Source organism: Catenulispora sp. EB89 (assembly GCF_041261445.1).
Classification (GTDB): domain Bacteria; phylum Actinomycetota; class Actinomycetes; order Streptomycetales; family Catenulisporaceae; genus Catenulispora.
Map to the genome: position 1 here is coordinate 44,499 of NZ_JBGCCU010000016.1, position 18,846 is coordinate 63,344.

The 18,846-nt window shown below is 71.8% G+C and carries 18 protein-coding genes and 1 pseudogene; 8 read left to right on the plus strand and 11 right to left on the minus strand.

Annotated features, from left to right (window positions below; genetic code table 11):
* Positions 1–12: 12 nt before the first annotated feature.
* Together ABH920_RS29900 and ABH920_RS29905 are read right to left on the minus strand one after the other, a co-directional pair.
* Positions 13–2,820 carry an AAA family ATPase gene (locus ABH920_RS29900; protein WP_370352520.1) on the minus strand — a complete coding sequence of 936 codons (2,808 nt, stop codon included), beginning with the start codon at positions 2,818–2,820 and terminating at the stop codon, positions 13–15.
* 136 nt (positions 2,821–2,956) lie between these two features.
* Positions 2,957–3,607 (minus strand): hypothetical protein, encoded by a 651-nt coding sequence (locus tag ABH920_RS29905; RefSeq protein WP_370352521.1) that lies wholly within the window; start codon positions 3,605–3,607, stop codon positions 2,957–2,959.
* A 217-nt stretch (positions 3,608–3,824) separates the two neighbouring features.
* Between ABH920_RS29905 and ABH920_RS29910 the strand changes: the two genes are divergently transcribed.
* Both ABH920_RS29910 and ABH920_RS29915 read left to right on the plus strand, forming a co-directional pair.
* Entirely contained in the window at positions 3,825–4,946 is a 1,122-nt protein-coding gene (locus ABH920_RS29910) for a TIGR03364 family FAD-dependent oxidoreductase (RefSeq protein WP_370352522.1), read from the plus strand.
* Positions 4,947–5,107: 161 nt separating this feature from the next.
* Positions 5,108–6,106, plus strand: a complete 999-nt coding sequence (locus tag ABH920_RS29915; RefSeq protein WP_370352523.1) for an oxidoreductase — start codon at positions 5,108–5,110, stop codon at positions 6,104–6,106.
* A gap of 18 nt (positions 6,107–6,124) precedes the next feature.
* Here ABH920_RS29915 and ABH920_RS29920 read toward each other — a convergent pair whose 3' ends face one another.
* Entirely contained in the window at positions 6,125–7,291 is a 1,167-nt protein-coding gene (locus ABH920_RS29920; RefSeq protein WP_370352524.1) for a nuclear transport factor 2 family protein, read from the minus strand.
* A gap of 93 nt (positions 7,292–7,384) precedes the next feature.
* On the opposite strand from ABH920_RS29920, the gene ABH920_RS29925 reads away from it, so the two are divergent.
* Complete coding sequence (locus ABH920_RS29925; protein ID WP_370352525.1) at positions 7,385–8,275, plus strand: LysR family transcriptional regulator; 891 nt, start codon at positions 7,385–7,387, stop codon at positions 8,273–8,275.
* Here the strand turns inward: ABH920_RS29925 and ABH920_RS29930 are convergent.
* On the minus strand, positions 8,259–9,188 hold the full coding sequence (locus ABH920_RS29930; protein ID WP_370352526.1) for a LysR family transcriptional regulator: 930 nt from the start codon (positions 9,186–9,188) through the stop codon (positions 8,259–8,261). The two genes, ABH920_RS29925 and ABH920_RS29930, sit on opposite strands and share 17 nt — an antisense overlap.
* A 70-nt stretch (positions 9,189–9,258) precedes the next feature.
* Here ABH920_RS29930 and ABH920_RS29935 point away from each other — a divergent pair, with 70 nt between their 5' ends.
* Positions 9,259–9,576: a hypothetical protein gene (locus ABH920_RS29935; protein WP_370352527.1), complete on the plus strand. Its 318-nt coding sequence runs from the start codon at positions 9,259–9,261 to the stop codon at positions 9,574–9,576.
* A gap of 7 nt (positions 9,577–9,583) precedes the next feature.
* Here ABH920_RS29935 and ABH920_RS29940 read toward each other — a convergent pair whose 3' ends face one another.
* The gene (locus ABH920_RS29940) at positions 9,584–10,096 is read right to left on the minus strand and encodes a MarR family winged helix-turn-helix transcriptional regulator (RefSeq protein ID WP_370352528.1); all 513 of its coding nucleotides are present in this window, start codon (positions 10,094–10,096) and stop codon (positions 9,584–9,586) included.
* Positions 10,097–10,183: 87 nt separating this feature from the next.
* Here ABH920_RS29940 and ABH920_RS29945 point away from each other — a divergent pair, with 87 nt between their 5' ends.
* Positions 10,184–10,813 carry an NADPH-dependent F420 reductase gene (locus ABH920_RS29945; protein WP_370352529.1) on the plus strand — a complete coding sequence of 210 codons (630 nt, stop codon included), beginning with the start codon at positions 10,184–10,186 and terminating at the stop codon, positions 10,811–10,813.
* Here ABH920_RS29945 and ABH920_RS29950 read toward each other — a convergent pair.
* Positions 10,783–12,075: an MFS transporter gene (locus tag ABH920_RS29950; RefSeq protein ID WP_370352530.1), complete on the minus strand. Its 1,293-nt coding sequence runs from the start codon at positions 12,073–12,075 to the stop codon at positions 10,783–10,785. The genes ABH920_RS29945 and ABH920_RS29950 overlap by 31 nt on opposite strands.
* 68 nt (positions 12,076–12,143) lie before the next feature.
* Between ABH920_RS29950 and ABH920_RS29955 the strand changes: the two genes are divergently transcribed.
* Entirely contained in the window at positions 12,144–12,737 is a 594-nt protein-coding gene (locus ABH920_RS29955; protein WP_370352531.1) for a TetR/AcrR family transcriptional regulator, read from the plus strand.
* A gap of 103 nt (positions 12,738–12,840) precedes the next feature.
* Here the strand turns inward: ABH920_RS29955 and ABH920_RS29960 are convergent, their stop codons facing one another.
* Positions 12,841–13,425, minus strand: coding sequence for a TetR/AcrR family transcriptional regulator (locus tag ABH920_RS29960; RefSeq protein WP_370352532.1), 585 nt, complete (start codon positions 13,423–13,425; stop codon positions 12,841–12,843).
* A 107-nt stretch (positions 13,426–13,532) separates the two neighbouring features.
* Between ABH920_RS29960 and ABH920_RS29965 the strand changes: the two genes are divergently transcribed.
* Positions 13,533–14,615, plus strand: coding sequence for a hypothetical protein (locus ABH920_RS29965; protein ID WP_370352533.1), 1,083 nt, complete (start codon positions 13,533–13,535; stop codon positions 14,613–14,615).
* A 75-nt stretch (positions 14,616–14,690) separates the two neighbouring features.
* Here the strand turns inward: ABH920_RS29965 and ABH920_RS29970 are convergent, their stop codons facing one another.
* The 4 genes and pseudogenes from ABH920_RS29970 to ABH920_RS29985 form a co-directional block, all read right to left on the minus strand.
* On the minus strand, positions 14,691–15,464 hold the full coding sequence (locus tag ABH920_RS29970; RefSeq protein WP_370352534.1) for a hypothetical protein: 774 nt from the start codon (positions 15,462–15,464) through the stop codon (positions 14,691–14,693).
* Between the two features lie 106 nt (positions 15,465–15,570).
* Positions 15,571–16,581, minus strand: coding sequence for a zinc-binding dehydrogenase (locus ABH920_RS29975; protein ID WP_370352535.1), 1,011 nt, complete (start codon positions 16,579–16,581; stop codon positions 15,571–15,573).
* Positions 16,582–16,696: 115 nt separating this feature from the next.
* Complete coding sequence (locus ABH920_RS29980) at positions 16,697–17,521, minus strand: alpha/beta fold hydrolase (protein ID WP_370352694.1); 825 nt, start codon at positions 17,519–17,521, stop codon at positions 16,697–16,699.
* A 102-nt stretch (positions 17,522–17,623) separates the two neighbouring features.
* Positions 17,624–18,076, minus strand: a pseudogene (locus ABH920_RS29985) (cupin domain-containing protein); the annotation flags it as partial.
* A 135-nt stretch (positions 18,077–18,211) separates the two neighbouring features.
* Between ABH920_RS29985 and ABH920_RS29990 the strand changes: the two are divergent.
* On the plus strand, positions 18,212–18,844 hold the full coding sequence (locus ABH920_RS29990) for a TetR/AcrR family transcriptional regulator (protein ID WP_370352536.1): 633 nt from the start codon (positions 18,212–18,214) through the stop codon (positions 18,842–18,844).
* Positions 18,845–18,846: the final 2 nt, after the last annotated feature.

Genomic DNA, 18,846 nt, shown 5'->3' on the forward strand with positions numbered 1-18,846 from the left:
GCACTGGCGATATCAGGTCCGGCCCGGAGCGAGCCGACGGGCGAGCTCGGTGCGCGAGCGCACACCGAGCTTGCGATAGATCGAGCCGAGGTGACCCTCGACCGTGCGCACACTGGTCACCAGCTGCTCGGCGACCTCGCGGTTGCTCAGGCCGCCGGCGACCAGTTCGGCCACCGTGGTCTCGGTGGCGGTGAGGACGTCGCCGGTGCGCGAGCGCTGGACGCGGTCGAGCTCGGCCTGGGCCTGCGCGGCGAACGGAGCCGCGCCGGCGGTGGTGAACAGCTCGACGGCGGCCTGGAGCACCGGCTGCGCCTCGGATTTGGCCCGCCGCCGGCGGTAGGCGTCCCCGAGGGCCAGCAGGCTGCGACCGAGTTCGAGACGCAGCGGCGACTGCTCGTGCGCGGCCACCGCCTGCCGCAGCGCGGTGATCGCGCCGTCGAGGTCGTCGCGGGCGGCGAGCACCGATCCGTCCAGGCGGTGGGCGATGCCGATGAGCGTCGGCCGCAGCATCCGCTCGCCGAGTTCGCGCTGCTCGGCGGCCAGTTCGACGGCGGCGTCGAGGTGTCCGGTGGCGACCAGGGCCTGTCCGAGGTCGGGCTCCAGCCGCTGCCGCCGCCCCGGTTCGAGGATGTCAGCGTCCTGCGCCAGGCGGTAGGCGTGCAGCAGCCGCGTCCGGGCGTCCTCGGGATCCCCGTCGAGCAGTGCGGCCAGGCCGAGCACGTGCTCGTAGAAGATGTCGCCCTGCGGCTGGATCGTCTCCCGGCCGCCGGCGCGCTGCTCCGCGATCAGGGCCCGGGCCCCGTCGAGGTCGCCGGTGAGGACGCGCAGCATGCCGTCGGCGGCGTAGATGGTCAGCGGGGCGACGCCGCCGGGCGCGGTCAGCCGCAGGCCGTCGGCGACGGCCCGCCGGCCCGCGGTCAGATCGCCGGCCCAGCACTCGGTGATCGCCAGGTGGCTGAACAGCGTCGGCAGCACGGCGTCGTCGCCTTCGGCCTGGGCCTGCGCGATCGCGGCGTTCAGCGCGTCGCGGGAGCCGTCCAGGTCGTCGACGGCCTTGCGCCAGAAGCCGAGCACCACTGAGAGCCGGGCCCAGCTGGCCTGGTTCGCCGCGCGCCCCTGTAACGAGGCGATGCGGACCACGACCTGCTCCGGGATCCCCTGCCCGGAGTCCAGGCTGACGCCGACCTCGTAGCGCAGGGCCGAGCAGAGCGCGACCGCGTCGGCGTCCGCGCCGACCCGGTCGAAGGACGCAAGCGCCAGCCGCACCAGCTCCGGGCGCGGCGTGTCCAGGCCGTCGCCGTAGTCCGCGGCGAGGGAGAGCGCGACGGCGCGCAGGTGTTCGTCGGCGGCCGGGCCGGTCAGGTGCGGACGCAGCACGGCCTGCGCGGCCTGGCGTCCCTCGGTCCAGTACGTCGCCTCGACCAGCAGCGCCAGGGCCCTGCGGGTGGTGTCGACGTCGGCGCCGTCGCTCACATCGCGGGCCAGCCGGACCGCGCGGGCCATGTCCCCGATGCGGTGGGTCAGCCGGGCGGCGGCCAGGCGGCGACGGCGCAGATCGTCGTGGTCCTCCGGCGCGGTGAAACCGACCGCCAGTTCGGCGAGTTCGGCCGCCGAGGCGAGCGCGCCGCGTCCCTCGGCAACGGCGACCCCGGCGTCGACCGCCGCGGCCGTCTCGGAATCGGGGCCGGTCTCGACCGCCCGGACCAGATGCCGGGCCCGCTGCTCGGGATCGGTGACGGTCTCGGCGAGCCGGCGATACAGGCTCCGGCGCCGCTCCGCGGTGAGGCCGTCCAACGCGGCGGAACCGAGCAGCGGATGCGCGGGGCGCAGGTGGCTGCCCTCGGCGGTGACCACGCCGGAGGCGACGGCGTCGTCGATCGCCGCCTCGGGCCGCGCGACCTCCGCCTGCAGTGCCCGCACGGCCAGCGCCGGCGTCGGCTGCGGCAGCGCCGCGACCACCAGCAGCGCCTCCACCACCTCGGCCGGCAGCTTCGCCAACCGGTTGGCGACCAGCGACGACAGCGTCGGCGGGATCGGCAGGTAGCCGTCGAGCTCGGGGGTCTGGGCCAGCGCGGCGCCGATCTCCAGCGCCCAGAAGGGATTGCCGCCGGTCTGCTTGACCACGCCGGACAGCACCGCCACCGGCAGCTGCAACTGGTGCCGCTCCAGGAGCAGGTCCTTGATCGTCGTGCGATCGACCGGACCGAGCGCCAGGGTCTGGAAGGTTCCGGCCGGCAGGACATCGTCGGCGGCCTTGTAGGAGGCGGGTTCCTCGATCGCCCCCGACGTCCGCCGCGAAGCCAGGATCCGCAGCCGGCCCTCGCCGATCCGGCGCAGCGCGAAGCGGAGCGCGTCGAGGGTCGCCAGGTCGAGCCAGGGCAGGTCGTCCACGACGATCAGCGCAGGTCCCAGCCGGCGCAGGACGGCGAGCAGCCCGGCCGCGATCTCGCGCGGCCCGACCGCTCCGGCCTGGGCTTCGGCCGGAGTCCGCCCGAGGGCGACGTTCAACGCGAACCGCTGAGGCTCGGGCAGGCCCGCGAAGTCCTCCTCGGCCAACGGCCGCAGCAGGTCCACCAACCCTCCGAACGAACGCTGACCGCCGGCCAGGCTGCCGCGCATGGTGAGCGTCAGGAGACTGTTCTCATGTGCCAGGCCGACGCCTGCTTCGAGCAGCGTCGACTTTCCGATTCCGGGCTCTCCGACGACGAGGACGGCGCGTAGGCCGGCGGCCGGGCTCGCAACGAGTTGCGCGATGGTGCGCAGCTCGGCGATGCGGCCATGGACCGTGGACGCCGTCCCGACGTCATTGCGACGTTCCACGCCTGGATTATGTCAGCGGGACGCGCCGGAATGCCCGGAAATAAAGATGTCGTCACGGCCGGGAGAAACCCGCCCTTGTCAATGGGTGCGGGCCGGCCGCGCCCGAAGCGGCCGGCCCGCGCGGAGGCGTCGCCAGCTATTGGCTGTCGACGCAGGTCCAGGTGACGGTGCCGGAGATTTTCCCGGTGTCTCCCGTCAAGTCCTTGAAGCTCAACGACCCTGAGCCATCGGGGTTAACCTGCACGGAACCAGTGCTCGCGGTGGCGTTGTTGACGTCCACGGCGACATCCTGGAAGCCGGCATTATCGACGTTGATTCCGTTGGTTCCCGCATATTTGGAGATGTCCGTGGTTCCCACCCCCGCGGGGAACTGCCAGATCATCTGCAGCTTGTGGCCGCCCACCGGGTCGGTGGGAAGCGCCAGCCTGTGGTCGTCAGTGTTCTGCGGCTGGTACGTCGGCCAGGTGGCGCAGGTCTGCTTCAGCCCGGCGGCGTCCTGGTCGAACTCCGGGATCGCCGACGCGGTGCCGCTGACGGTCACCGCGCCGGTGATGTCGATCTTCTCGCAGAACGAGACCACGAACTGCTTCTGACACGGCCCGGCGGCGCTGCTGCTGGCAGCAGCGCCGCCGAGGGGTCCCCCGCTGGCGGCCCCCGCCTCCTGGGACGTACGACCTCCGAGCGGCGCGGGCAAGCCGACCCCCGTCGACTTGCCGCTCGAACCGCAGCCCGCCAACGCCGCCGCCATGACGACGACGCCCACCCCGGGCAGGATTGCCTTGCGCATCGGATTCCCCTCGTATACGTCCCGTTTGACCGAGCACGACGTTACGGAGGTCGGGCATGCGCGCGTATCCGCGAAACCACGTGAATCAGCAAGATGGCTGTCCCGTTTGGACAGCCGCCGTTAACGTGGCGTTCGGATGGCGTTCCAGCTTGTCGGCGCCGCCGCGCCTAGCTTGCCGATGCAGATGATCAGCGACACGCCGAGGGACGGTAGCCATATGACGAACCCCGATCCGGGATCAGCGGACATCCTTGTCATCGGGGCCGGCATCGTCGGGCTGGCGTGTGCCTACGAGGCCGCCGAGCGCGGGCTGTCGGTGATCGTCGTCGAACGCGACGCCCAGGCCACCGGCGCCTCCATCCGCAACTTCGGCCACGCCTGCGCGACGGCACAGTCCGGCAAGGCGCTGGAGTACGGACGCATAGCCCGCACGACCTGGCTCCGCCTCGCCGAGGAGGCCAAGTTCTGGGCGCAGCGCACCGGAACCCTGATGGTCGCGCGCGCCGAGGACGAACTCGCCGTGCTGGAGGAGTTCGCCGGTCTGCGCGCCGACGAGGCCCGGATGCTGACCCCCGCCGAGGTCGCCGAGCACGCCTCGTTCGGCCCCGGCGTCGTCGGCGGCGCGTGGCTGCCCGAGGACCTGCGCGTGGATCCGCGCGAGAGCGTGCCGAAGATCGCCGAATACCTCGCCGGGCGCGGGGTCCGGTTCCACTGGTCCACGACCGCGCACGAGATCGCGCCCGGGAAGGTCGCGACCAGTCGGGGCGTGCTGCGTGCCGAGCAGATCATCGTGGCGACCGGCCACGACGTCGACCGCCACTTCCCCGGCCTGGCCGCCGAGCACGGGGTCCAGCGCTGCGCGCTGCGGATGCTGCGCGTCGACAACCCCACCGGCCGCGCCGTCGAACCCGCGGTGCAGACCGGTTTCTCGATGCTGCGCTACGGCGGCTTCGCCGAATGCCCCGCGCTGCCGGCGCTGCGCGACCGGCTCACCCGTGAGACGCCCGAGCTGGTCGGCATCGGCCTGAACCTGATGTTCACGCAGCGCCCCGACGGGACGCTGACCATCGGCGACACCCACAGCTACGCCACGACGCTGCTTCCGTTCGAGGACGAGGAACTCGACGCGGCCGTGCTGCGCGAGACGGCGAAGCTGCTCGGCGTGGAGCGGTTGACGGTGCGCGAGCGCTGGCGCGGGGTCTACGCCTCGGCGCCGGAGCCGTTCCTGGCCGCGACGCCGGCCGCGGGCGTGCATGTCGCGGCGGTGACGGCCGGGGTGGGGATGACGACGGGGTTCGGGTTCGGTCGGGAGATCGTCGAGCGGGTCGCCGGCCGCTGAACGGGCCGCGAGCCGGCCCCGCCCGGCCCGGCCCGGCCGTTGAGCGGCAGGTCGGCCGCGACGGGACCGGCCGGCTCGCGGCCCGCGACGGAACCAGGCCCTGGCAGGCAGGGTCTGACAGGGCCTGGCTGACCCCTCCCGTGCTACCTAGGCTCGGGATCATGACCAGTACGCAACAGCCGATCGGCAGCGGATTCGGTGCTGCCAGCACGACCAGCGAGGTGTTGGCCGGACTCGACCTGACCGGCCGGTTCGCCGTCGTCACCGGCGGCGGCTCGGGGCTGGGCCTGGAGGATGTCAGGGCCCTGTCCGCGGCCGGCGCGACCGTGCTCGTCCCGGCGCGCCGCCCCGACGAGGCGCGCGCGGCCCTGGCCGGAGCCGGGATCGCTGTCGGGACCGGGGCCGGGTCCGACGCCGGGCGCGTCGAGGTGGACCAGCTCGACCTGTCGGACCTGGACTCGGTGCGGGCGTTCGCGTCCCGCTTCCTGGACAGCGGCCGCGGCATCGACTACCTGATCAACTGCGCGGGCGTGATGGCGCCGCCGCTCACCCGCGTCGGCCCCGGCTGGGAGCTCCAGTTCGCGACCAACCACCTCGGCCACTTCGCCCTGACGAACCTGCTGTGGCCGGCCCTGGCCGCCGGCGGCGGAGCCCGGGTCGCGGCGTTCTCCTCGCGCGGCCACAAGTTCTCCGACATCCGCTGGGAGGACCTGCAGTTCGAGAAGGAGTACGACCGCTGGCAGGCCTACGGGCAGTCGAAGACCGCGAACATCCTGTTCGCGCTGCACCTGGACCTGCTCGCCGAGGCGTCCGGGGTGCGGGCGTTCTCGCTCAACCCCGGCGGCATCCGCACGAACCTGCAACGGCACGTCGTGCCCGAGGACCAGCTCGCGCTCGGCTGGATCGACAACGAGGGCAACTCGCTCATCACGTGGAAGTCGGTGGAGGCCGGCGCGGCGACGGCGGCATGGGCCGTGACCTCGCCGGCGCTGGACGGCATGGGCGGCGTCTACCTGGAGGACTGCGAGGTCGCGCCGATCGTCGATCCGGAGGATCCGAACGCGATCCGCACCGGGCTGAACCCGTGGGGAGCCGACGCGAAGGCCGCGTCGCGGCTGTGGGATCTGTCGGCGGAGCTCACGGGGATCAACGCGTTCTGATTCGGTGGCCCACGGTCTCTAACTGTGCCGGTGGTAGGCCTTGTTGGCGATCCGCCATCCGTCATCGGCCCGCACCAGCAGAAAGATGTCCGTGAAGGTGTCGGCGCCGTGGTGCAGCGTCATACTCGCCGAGGCCACAGTCCCGTGGACGCGGACGCTGTCGATACGACGCGTCCGCGTCGCCTCGTCCTCGGCCGGCTCACCGGTGAACAGAGAGCAGTACTTCTCCAGCGGCCAGGAAACGAAGGCCCCGCCTCGGATTCCCTCCACGTGCGCGCTGGGGAGGAACGCCTTGCGGAAGTACGCCGGGTTGCCGGTCGCGTGGCCGCTGATGTAGGCGTGGAGTGGTTCGAGAACCGCCTCGTCTACAGCGGGAGCTGTCGCGGCGACGATGATGTCGGCCTCGGAAGCTGCGGCGGCATCGGCAAGCTCGGCGGCCGTCAGCAGCGGCGTACCCGATGCGGCGGCCAGCACTGCCATGTCCTTGGCCAGCGCGCCGATCGTGAACTCCGCACCGGCCGTCGGCGACGTCGTGGGCGGCTCGGTCAGAAAGCTCCGCTTGCGCGCGACGAGCCCGCCGAGCTGGCCGAGTTCGAGCACGTCCAAAGCCTGCTCCCGCGACAGGCCCAGCGCCTCGGCCTGTTGGAGCGCGTCGCGGAGGGTGAGAACCGCACCGGCGAGGCTGGCGTTGGCGATCAGCTTCAGCGCCGCCGAGGTGGCCGCGTCGTCGACGCGCACCACGTCGCCGAGCGCTTCCAGGACCGGCTGGACCTTGTCGAAGGCCCCCGCATCGCCGGCGGCCAGGATCTTCACGGCCCCGGCCGCCACGGCCCCCACCGACCCCAGCACCGGCGCGTGGACGTAGTCCGGGCCGAACCGCCGCGCGAACTCGGCCGCCTCCCCGGGAGCGATGGTGCTGGTGTTGAGCACCACGGCGGCTGTCCGCAACGATCCGCCGATCTGGTCGAGTACTTGCCGACAGGCCGGTCCGTCGAACAGGCACAACAGGACGACGTCGGCCTTCTCTACCGCCTCCTTCAGGTCGGCGGTGGTCTCCAGGCCCGCTACCGGACGTCCGGAGCGCGTCCAGCCGATCACGTGCTGGTCCTGGCCGGTGAGTCGGGTCGCGATCGCGGAGCCCAGGTGGCCCAGTCCGAGGACGGCGGTGGTGTGCGGTGTCTTCATATGCCGAGCGTGCTGCATCGCCAGATCTGCGACAAGCGCAGGTTTCGCAGACTGGCTATGCGTGATCCGCATATCGTGCGGCATGCTGGAGAGATGGCGCTGACTCCGTGGCGGACGTTCCTGACAGTCTGCCGACTCGGCTCGCTCTCGGCGGCGGCGGCCGAGCTCGGCTACACGCAGTCGGGCGTGTCCCGGCAGATCGCCGCGCTGGAGCACGAGGTCGGCGTGGCGTTGGTCGAGCGGCACGCGCGCGGCGTCCGGCCGTCGCCGGCCGGCGAGGTGTTCCGCCACCACGCCCAGGCGGTGCTGAACGAGGCCGATCGCGCCATCCGGGCCGCGCGCGAGGCCGGCGACGGTGCGCCGGGGCGGCCGCTGCGGGTCGGTGCTACGCCGTCGCTTGCTGCGGGGATCGTTCCGGCCGCGATCCGCCGCCTGCTGGACAGCGCCGGGCCGCTGACCTGGAGCCTGCTGCCCGCGCTGACCCCGAAGCTGCACGAGCGCGTGATCGCCGGCGAGCTCGACGTCGGTGTCGTCACCGACGCACCGCCCGGGCTTCCGGACGACGCGCGCCTGGACCGACGGCTGCTCGGGATCGACGAGATGGTCGTCCTGGTCCCGCCGGGCCATCGGCTGGCCGCGCGCGACCGCGTGGACATCCGGGAGTTGGCCGACCAGACGTGGGCCGAGGACAACGACGGCTCGGCCGAGCTGCTGCGGCGGCACGCCGCGCGCGCCGGCGTCAGTGCCCGGATCGACCTGAACGCGGCCAGTTTGCTGGGGAAGACCGCCCTCGTCGCGACCGGGCACGCGATCGCGCTGATACCCGGCGTGCTGGTGAGCGCCCTGCGGCCGGATGTCAGGGTGCTGGCTCTCGCCGATCCTCCGACGCGCGGGATCTACGCGCTGACGCCGCGGCGGGACCCGCATCCGTCCGCCGTGCTTCTGCTCGATCAGCTCGCGGCGGCCTTCACCGCGCCGCTTTGAGCGCGGCGGTCACGAACGCGGCGACCGAGGGCCGCCGGTCGTGGTCGTTCCACGCCAGCACGATGTGGCTCGGCGGCGCGTCGAGAACCGGGACGCAGACCACGCCGGGCGGCAGGGATGAGACGAGCGAGCGCGGGAGGACTTCGATGACGCCGGCCGCGGCGATCATGTGGAGCATCTGGACGACGTCGATGACTTCGCTTCCGGCGCTTCCGGCGCTGGCGCTGCTCCTGCTGCCCCCGCTGTCTCGGGTGCCACCGGTCGCGCTGGTCGTGCCGGTGCCCAGGATGATCCCGGTGCTCCCGTCCTGCGGAACGCCTTTCCACAGCGGCCGTTTCTCGCCTTCGAGGTCGGCCATCCGCACCGACTCGCGCTTCGCCAGCCGATGCCCGGCCGGGATGATGACGACGCGGTCCTCGGTGTACAGCCGCTCGTGGGCCAGGCCGTTCAGCGGGTCGAAGGGCGCGTAGAGCAGGCCGACGTCGGCGCGGCCGTCGAGGAGGAAGTCGGCGCGATCGGCGGGGCCGCTGAACAGGATGTCCACGTGCCGGGCGTCGGGCTGCTCGGCGTAGGCGGCGAGAATGTCGGAGAGCAGGCCGCCGTCGCCGCCGGGCTTGAGGACGAGCCGCAGGTGCGTCTGCACGCCGCCGGCGCTCTGCGCGTGGCGGACCGCGGCGCTGACCGCGTTGAGCGCGTGCCGGCCGTGCTCCTGCAACGCCTTGCCGGCCGGCGTCAGCTCGACGTGGCGGCTGGAGCGGACGAACAACGGCACGCCGAGCCGGTGCTCGATCCGGCGGATGGCCTTCGACAGCGCGGGCTGCGCGATCGAGAGCCGGACGGCGGCCCGCCCGAAGTGCAGCTCGTCGGCGACCGCCAGGAAGTACTCCAGCTCGCGGGTCTCCAGATCACTCATGCCTCCAGGTTATCGCTGAAGATCGAACGGGTCTTGGACACCGGCGCCCCGCGCTGCCGAGAATCGGTGCATGATCTACCACACGATGATTGTCTCGTTCACCGACCCGCTACCCGACACCGAACTCGATCGATACCTCGCGGACATCGAACGCGTGCTGCGCGAGACCGGTGTCGTCCAGTCCTTCGCCGCCGCGCGCCACATCCCGGTGCCCGGCGAGGAGGAGATCCCGGCGCTGATCGCGACCGCGGTCGTGCAGATCGCCGTCGCCGACGCCGACGCGCTGGCGAAGGCGTTCGCCGCGCCGGGGATCGAGGAGGTCATCGGGCACTGGCAGGCTCGGCATCCTTACAAGGTCGGGTGGGCGAACCACCCGGCTTTGGTGTGAGGGGAACCTACTTCCCGGTGGCCTGCTTCCCGTTGCCCTGAAACGGATCCTCGGATCCGGCCCGGCCGGCCAGATGGCCGAGGACCCGCTCGTTGACCGCGATCAGCGTCTCCAGCTCTTCGGGCGTGATCAGGTCGATGAAGTCCTGCCGGACATGCTGGACGTGCCAGGGCGCCGCCTCCTCGATGGTGCGGCGCCCTTTGGGTTCCAGGCGCACCAGGCAGCTGCGCGCGTCGGCCGGGTTCGGGTCGCGGGCGACCAGCCCCTGGTCCTGCATGCGGCGGACCTGGTGCGACAGCCGGCTCTTCTCCCACCGCAGCTGGCTGCCGAGTTCCTGCGCCGACATGACGCCGTCAGGGTGCTGCGACAGCACGACGAGGACCTCGTACTCGGCCGGGATCAGGCCGGAGTCGGCCAGCATGTGCCGCTGGAGACGGAGCATCAGCTCGTGGTGCGTGTGGAGGAAGGTCCGCCAGGCGTGCTCCTCGCGGGTGTCGAGCCACTTCGGTTCTGCCGTCACGCGGCCATCCTAGCGAAAGGTTGACTACTCAACCAAGGCCTGCCTATGGTTGAGTAGTCAACCAATGCACGCGAAGGGAAGCGCATCATGGGTACTGTCAGCGTGATCGGGCTGGGCACCATGGCCCGCAGCATCGCCACCCGCGCCCTCGCCGCCGGGAACACCGTCGAGCTGATCGGGCGCGACCCGGCCAAGGCCGCTGCGCTGGCCGCCAGTCTTGGCGGCGACGTCACTACCGGAACTCTGGGCCAGCCCCCGCTCGGCGACATCGTGATCCTCGCGCTGCCGTACGACAGCTCCCTGAAGGTCGTCGGCGAGTACGGGGATTCGTTGCGCGGCAAGGTCCTCGTCGACATCTGCAATCCCTTCAACCGGACCACGCTCACCGACCTCGTGACGCCGGACGGCAGCTCGGCGGCGCAGCAGATCGCCGAGGCCGCGCCCGGCGGAGCCCATGTCGTGAAGGCGTTCAACACCCTGTTCGCCTCCTCGATCGACGCCGGCGAGGCCCACGGCCGTCCCGTCGACGTGTTCATCGCCGGCGACGACGCCGACGCCAGGAAGGCGGTGTCAGAGTTCGTCGAAAGCCTCGGCCTGCGCCCCCTGGACACCGGGGAGCTGAAGATGGCGCGCTGGCTGGAGGGCTTGGGCCTGCTGCTGCTCGGCCAGGCCCGCAGGACCGAGAACTACTCCCTGACCGTCAACATCCTGGGCTGAAGACTCGCACGCACGGCCAGGACCAGCGCGATCACCGTCGCCACCACGGCCGCGCCGAACGCGGCGTGGTACCCGGCCGCCGCCGCAACCGACCCGCCGAGCGGCCCCGCGACCAGGATCCCGAGATCCCAGAACGAGGTCATGGCCCCCACCGCCGCCCCCGCCGACCCCGACCGCGCCCGCTGAAGCGTCATCGCAGCGGTCGCAGGATAGATGAGGCCGAGGCCGGCGCCGGTAACCGCGGCACCGGCCAACGTCACACCCAACCCCGGCGCCGCTGCCAACAGCATCAGCCCCCCAGCCTGCACCCCCAACGTGACCCGCGCGACAACCGCACCCCCGTGCCGGTCAACCAGCGGACTCCCGAACCCGCGCACCACGAGGAACGCACACGCGAAGACCGGCAGCGCCACGACCCGGCCGGCGGAGTGGCCGAGCGAGAGGACGAGGAGGGCCGCGAGCGTGCCGTAGCCGTAGGCGGCCAGGCCGATGATCGCGCCGGGGAGGGCTACGCCGGAGGGGATGAGGCGGGACGGTGGTTTTGGGGCTGCCGCTGGCGCGGTCGGCCGCCTGGTTGCTTGCGTCGGCACTATCGACACGATGGCTGTCACTGGCGCGATTGCCGGAGCAGGCACTGGCACGGCAGTCGCTGATGCTATCGCCAACCCGGTCGACGCGGTCGCTTTAGCTGGCTCAGTCACCGCAGCTGGTACTGCTGCTGGTGTTGCTCTCGCTGTAGCCGCCAGCGCCACCGACACCAGCGGCAGCACGGCGACCGTCCACCACACCGCATCGGCGTCCGCGACCTCCCCGATGCCCGCCGCCAGCACCGGGCCGAGCGTCAGGCCGCCCCACATCGACAGGCCGAACCACCCGGCGACCCGGCCGCGCTGGTCGGGCGGCGCGTCGGCGAGTACCCAGGGCAGCGCGCCGGAGAACAGGGCCGCCTCGCCTGCGCCCATCACCAGGCGGCAGAGTAAGAGTGCTGCGATGTTCGGGGCGAAGACTGTGCCCGCGCCCGCGGATGCCGCCAGCAGGCCGCCGGCGACGACCACCGCGCGCGAGTGGCCGGCGTCGCCCCAGCGGCCGGCGAAGGGGCGGCCGGCGGCGGTGGCGGCGAAGGCGGCGCCGACGACCAGGCCGGTCGCGGCGGGGCCGACGTGGAACTTCGAGGCGAGGAAGGGGGGCAGCTCTTGTAGGGTCGCGCCGAGTGCGAGGTAGCCGCACAGGACCGCCAGCCAGAGTCGTCGGGTCGGAGCCACGTGTCGACAGTACCGATCGGTATCGCGACAGTACAAGTCTGTATCCTGAGGGCGAGGAGGTGCGATCGATGGCCAAAGGGGTGCTGCCGAACCCGTCCGCGACCCGCGCACGGATTCTGGAGACTGCGACGTCCCTGTTCTACGAACGCGGCGTGCACGCGGTCGGCGTCAACGAGATCGCGGCCGCCGCGGGCGCCTCGAAGCTGAGCCTGTACCGCTACTTCCCCTCGAAGGCAGAGCTGGTCCGGGCGATGCTCAGCGAGCACAGCGACCGCATCCACGCCTGGCTCGACCGCAAGACGGCGACCGCGACGGCGACGACGCCCGGGCCCGAGCGCGTCCTGGCCGTGTTCGACGTCCTCACCGAGTGGTTCGCGCAGCCCGGCTACCACGGATGCGCGATCGTCAACGGCGTCACCGACACCCGCGCCGACCCCGAAGTGGCGGCGATAGCGCGCACGCACCTCCACCGGTATCGAGGCCTGCTCGAAGACCGCCTTTCGAGCCTGAACGTCGAGGACCCCGCATCGCTGGCCCGGCGCCTCCTCCTGCTGATCGAGGGCGCGAGCGTCGTGGTCACGATCGAGGGAAACACCGACGCCGGCGCCGACGCCCGAGCCGCCGCGGCGACGCTACTGGCAGCGGCAACAGCACCGGCGTGAACGTCGAGCAAGGCCCGGCAGTCGGCGCAGATGCGGCTATCGAAACGTACTTCAACGCGCCTGGCCGGGCCCGCCACCTAAGCTCGGCGTTCACCGCGCCGGTCTACGTCCGGCGCAGGTCCCGCAGCCCGCGCTCCACGGTCTCGGGGCTGATGTCGCCGAGCAGCAGGTGCCCGAAGATGAACCCCGGCGTCAGCGCGAACAGCACCACGCCGACCGCCTCGACGTCGGCATCCGCCGCGAGGCGCCCGGCGGCGTGTTCGCGGCGCGCGATCTCGGTCCAGAAGTCGCGCATGCGCCGCAGGTTGGCGGTGACGACGGGGACCAGCGCCGGGTTGTGGGTCGCCTCGGCCCAGACCTGCGGGGCCACCGAGCCGGGGCCGGCGGCCAGTTCCTGGATCTCGACCACGAAGCGGCGCGTCACGTCCTCCAGGGTCGGGGTCGGCTCCTCCACCAGGACCGCGTCGAAGAAGGGGACGATCATCCGGACCGCGCGCTCGGACATCGCGACGATGATCTCGTCCTTGCTCCGGAAGTAGCTGTACACGGCCCCGGCGGACAGGCCGGCCTCGGCGAAGACGTCGTTCATCGACGTGGCGTGGAAGCCCTTGCGCGCGAAGCAGCGCTGCGCGGCGGACAGGATCTGCTCGCGGCGGGCGGCGGCGTGTTCTTCGGAGACCTTGGGCACACCGACAACCTAAAACGAACGCTCGTTCTTGACAACGCGGAGCCGCGCGGACCACCATGGGAGCCGTCGCTAAAACAAAACGAGCGTTCTTTTTAGGAGGCCGGCCGATGAGGCACCTCACCCGTCCCACCGGGGTCGCCCTGGCGGCGATCGGCATCCAGGCGCTGATGGTGTTCGCGTTCACCGCGCCGACCGTCCACAGCGCGCCGCACAAGGTGCCGCTGGCGGTGAGCGCCCCCGCCCCGGCACGCGCGGCGATCGAGCAGCGCCTGGCGACGGCAGCGCCGGGGGCCTTCGCGGTGCGCGAGGTGGCGGACGAGAGCGCGGCGCGCGCCGCCCTGACCGACCGGGAGGCGTACGGGGCGGTGGTGGTGACGGATCAGGGCCCGCACATGCTGATCGCGTCGGCGGCCAGCCCCACGGTCGCGACGCTGCTCACCGAGGTCGGCTCGCATTTGGCACCGGCCGACGCCGCAGCCCCCGCCGGCACCGCCGCCCCCGCGGCCTCAGTGACCGACGTGGTCCCGGCCTCGGCGGCGGACCCGCACGGCGCGGCGTTCACCTCGATGGTGCTGCCGATGGTGATGTCCTCGCTGATCGGCGGAGTGCTGCTGACGATCAAACTGCCGCATCTGCGCGAGCGCGCGCTGGGAGTGCTGCTGTTCGCGCTCGGCGGCGGGGCGTCCGTGGCCCTGATCGCGGGCCACGCGCTGGCGTTCCTGCCCGGCTCGTACCTCGCGCTGGCGGCTGCGATCGCGGCGCCGATCCTGACGATCAGCGCGTTCGGCACGGCGACGGCGTCGCTGATCGGCCGCTACGGATTCGCCGTCGCGGGGACGATCATGATGCTGCTGTCCAACCCGCTGTCGGCGGCGTCGAGCGCACCGGAGCTGCTGCCGACGCCGTGGGGACGGATCGGGCAGGACCTGCCGGCCGGGGCCGCCGCCACGCTGATCCGCTCGGTGGCCTTCTTCCAGGGGCACGGCGGGACGCACGCCGAGGTGGTTCTGGGGGTGTGGGCCTCAGCCGCGGCACTGATGCTGACGGCTGCAGGGCTTCGGGCCCAGCTGCGGACCGGGAAGAAGGCCGGGGGCGCTCATGCTGCGCACGGCGTGCACGGCGCACATGGCGGTCACGTGCAAAGCGGGCACCTTGACGAGCACGCGCCGACGCAGGTCGCAGGGGTGTAGCGCGGCCGCGGCGGTGGCGCCGATGAGCGCCGCCGCCAACAGTTCGCCTCGGGCGTCCCCGTACTTAGTTCCTGCCTAGATCTTGCCCAGCACCGTCTTCGCCAGCGTGGTCAGCGCATCGGCGACCGGCTGCGACGGCATGGCGGGCTCGGCGCCGAAGTGGCCGTCCTTGATGGCGATGTTGATGTCGATCGTGGTCGTTCCCTTGCGCACGTAGATGTTGTAGATGTCGCTGCCGATCCCGTACAGGTACGCCTCGTCACCGAGGCCTGAGACGGGCTCGGTCTTCTGGCCGTTCAGGACCTGCTTCATGATGTCCGAGCCCGCGATCTGGACGACGACGTCGTGCGGGCTGTTGTCGGTCGCGCCGTAGCTGCACGTGCCACCCCCGCCCTGCAGCGGCACCAGGCCGCCGGGCTTGACCGGCTCGCCGAGGGCCGCCGTGGCCTGGTCCTGGGTGATCAGGGAGCAGGCGTTCGGGAACTTGCCGTCGCCGGCGCCGCCGTCAGGAGCGGGAGCGGAGGTGGACGCGCCGTCGCCGGCCGCGGAGGTGCTGGCGTCGTCGCCGGCGGGCGCGGAGCTGCTGGTGCCATCACCGGCGGGCACCGAGGCGCTGGCGTCGTCGCCCGCGTCCGTCGAACTGCTGGATCCGTCCCCCGCAGCGGCCGAGGTGGTGGCCCCGACGCCGGCAGTGCCGGAGGTCGGCGTACCGACCGCCGTCGAGGTCGCGCTCTGGCCCGATGCGCCCAAAGCCCCGGTGGCCGACGACGAGCAGCCCGTCATCGTGAGCGGCACGGCGGCCGCCACAGCGGCCAGCACGATCCTGTGGCGAACAGTCGCAGTAGTCATCTCTCCCCCTTCGATGCAGCCCGCGATCACGGACTACATCGAACCTAGGGAACGGCTACTGAACGCGTATCCGCGAACCTACCTGTGTTTGACCGCCAGCATGATGTCAGTCTGTGGAGTGCCGAACGCGCACGACCAGCTTGCCGGTGGCCCGATCGTGCTCCATGTCGTCATGCGCCTGCCGCACCTGCTCCAGCCCCTCGTAGACCCGATCCACCGGAAACGCCAGCGTCCCGGCCGAAACCGCGTCAAGGATCTCCTGGAACACGTCCTGAGGCAGATCCGCCGCATCGCCGAAGTACCCCGCGAGCCGCACGCCCCTCGGCAGGTACTCGTTCGGGGAGAAGTCCCGCACCGTGTACTGATTCGACAGGCTGCCGCTGAAGCACGCCGTACCGTGCACCCGCACCGCGCGCAGCGTGTCCGGCAGCGTCGGCGTGCCGACCAGGTCCAGCGCGCCGTCGACGCCGTCGGGATACAGCTCGCGCACGGCCGCGGCGACCTCGCCGTCGTCGAGCAGCGGATGGTCGACGCCGCGCTCCTTCAGGAACGCCAGCCGGTCGGCCCGCCGGGTCGTGGCCAGCACCGTGCAGCCACGCCAGCCGGCCAACGCCGCGGCGGCCAGGCCGACCGAAGACGTTCCGCCACGGATCAGCACGGTCTGACCGGCCTTGATGTCCAGGCCGACGGTCAACGACCCGTAAGCGGTCTGCACCATCTCCGGCAGCGCACCCAACACCTCCCACGGCAGGTCGGTGTCGACCGGGATCACCTGGGACAGCGGGACCGAGGTGTACTCGGCGTATCCGCCGTCGTAGGTACGACCCATGTCCCCCATCATCGCGACGACCTTCTGGCCCGGGACCAGCCCGCTGCCGGCGGGCGCCGCGTCGACGGTACCGACGGCCTCGATGCCCGGAACCCGGGGAAAGCTGACCCCGACGCTCACCCCCAGCCGCAGCTTCAACTCCGAGCGGTTGAGCCCGAACGCCTCGACGCGGATCCGCACCCAGCCGTCCTTCTCCGGCGGCAGCGGGAGGGTGGTCAGCTCCAGGTTCTCCACCGGCCCGGGGCCGGAGAGCCGGACAGCGCGCATGGTGGTCGGCGTGGATGTCATGAGCCTGCCTGCTCCCAGGGTAGGACGACCGGATCAGAGCGATCGACCCGGAAGATCGAATCAGTGGCGGTCAACATGCTGTGACCGCCACTTCATTCCCGATACCCCTGCTGAGCTACGCCTCGTCGGGCTTGACCACCGTGTCGACGAAGTCCCCGATGGCGCCGAGCGTCGCGCCGATCTGCTCGATCTGCGGGAAGTGTCCGGCCTCGGCGATCGGTGCGAAGTGGCCGTTGCCCAGGGCGGTGGCGAAGTCGCGGCCGTAGCCCAGCGGCGCGATGCCGTCCTTCTCGCCCCAGACGACCAGCGCCGGGATGGTGATGCGGTGCAGGCGGCGGCGCAGCTTGGGGTCGTGGGTGAAGCCTTCGCCGCCGTAGAGGGCGAGGGCCTTCTGGTTCGCGGCGCCGACGGCCTTCTGCTCCTCGGTGAACGAGGCGAAGTCGGGGCGCAGGGCCGGGTTGACGAACGACAGCTCACTGATCTGCGGCGGGGCGAGGGTACGGACGTCGGTGACCTGCTCGTCGCCGAATGCCTTGATACCGACGGCGTTGAGCAGCACCAGCGCGCCTATGCGGTGGTGGTTGTCGCGCAGCGCCATCTCCGAGGCGATCCAGCCGCCGATGGAGGAGCCGATGACCATGACGCCGTTCAGGTCGAGCTCGTCGAGCAGGTCCAGGTAGGCGTCGGCGAGGTCGGCGATGGTGTCGAAGCGGTCCGGGCGCGGCGTGCCGTCGAAGCCGGGGTGGGTCGGCACGATGCCGTAGACGTGCTCGGCCAGCGCGCCGGCCAGGCCCAGCATGGTGCGCGGGCCGGCGCCGCCGTGCAGGTACAGCACCGCGCTGCCCTCGGTGTTGGTGCCGAACTCGCTGATCGTGAGGCCCATGCCGGTCGCGATGGTGACGGTGCGGGAGGCGGGGCCGGTGGAAGTCGGGGCGGTCATGGTGGGTGCTCCTTGGGTCAGGGGTGTCCGAGATATCTCGGTGTCGTCGGTAGCTGTGCTGTTGTCGGTGCTGGTGCTGGTGCTGGTGCGAGTTCCCGCGTCGGCGTATTCGTCCGTCGGTGTCGTCGCATAACGCGGCATCACCTCGGCCGCGGCCTGCTGCATCGAGGCGCCGAGCGCCATCGCGTCGCGCACGTCGCCGAAGTAGTGCACGTACAGGTCCGGCGTGAAGGTGTTGATCATGACCAGGGGCTCGTCGCCGGGGTTGGCGAAGGTGTGCGGGGCGCCCGGCGGCACCATCACCAGCGTCCCGGGCGGCGCCTCGTGGTCGGTGGCGCCGACGGTGAAGACCGCCGTGCCGGAGACGACGTAGAACCCTTCGTCGTGCTCGGCGTGCCGGTGTTGCGGCGGGCCGGCGCTGTGCGGGGCCAGCCGGATCTCGGCGATGCCGAGGCGGTGGCCGGTCGTGGACCCGTCCTCGAGGATCGTGATGCGGGCCGGGCCCAGGTCGATGGGTTCGCGGTCGCCGGGGGCGACGACGGACACGGCAGTCATGGTGGCTCTCTCCCTTCGTGAGAGTTTCCTCTCGGGAAGAGAGTACGACCGTCCATAGGCTTCGTGCAAGTGAACTCTTATAATAAGAGAGTGCTCAAAGAACGACCCGCCGCTCCCGACTCGGAAGGCCCCCCCATGACCACCCCGCAGACCACGCGACCACCGCAGACCACCGGCCGCGTCAACCAGAAGCGGCGCACGCACGCGGCCATCGTCGCCGCGGCCGCCGAGCTGATGCTCACCGGCGGGGAAGTGACGATGCCGAAAGTCGCCAGGGCGGCGCTGGTCGCCGAGGCCACCGCCTACCGCTACTTCCCGGACCTGGCCAGCCTGTTGTCCGAGGCGATGGCGGATACGCTGCCCGCCCCGGGGGAGGCGCTGGCCGCCGTCGCGGACTCCGCCGATCCGGTCGTGCGTGTGGCGGCGGTGGCCGAGCACCTGGCCCGGCTGGTCCTGAGGCGGCAGGGCGCGGTCCGCGCGATGATCGCCGCCACGATCGTGCGCCCGGGCAGCGCGTCGACCCGGCCCGGACTGCGGATCGGCCTCATCGACGAGGCGTTGCGGCCGTACGCGGAGTCGGCGGGCGGCGGCAGGAACGTGAAGGTGAAGGAGACGCTGACTCAGCTCAAGCGGGACCTGTCGGTCGTGATGGGCGCCGAGGCGTTGTTCTCGCTGATGGATCTCAACGGCCTGACGCCCGAGGAGGCCGTCGCCGGCATCGTCCGGACGGCGACCACCCTCACCCGGGCCGCGCTGGTCACCGGATGACC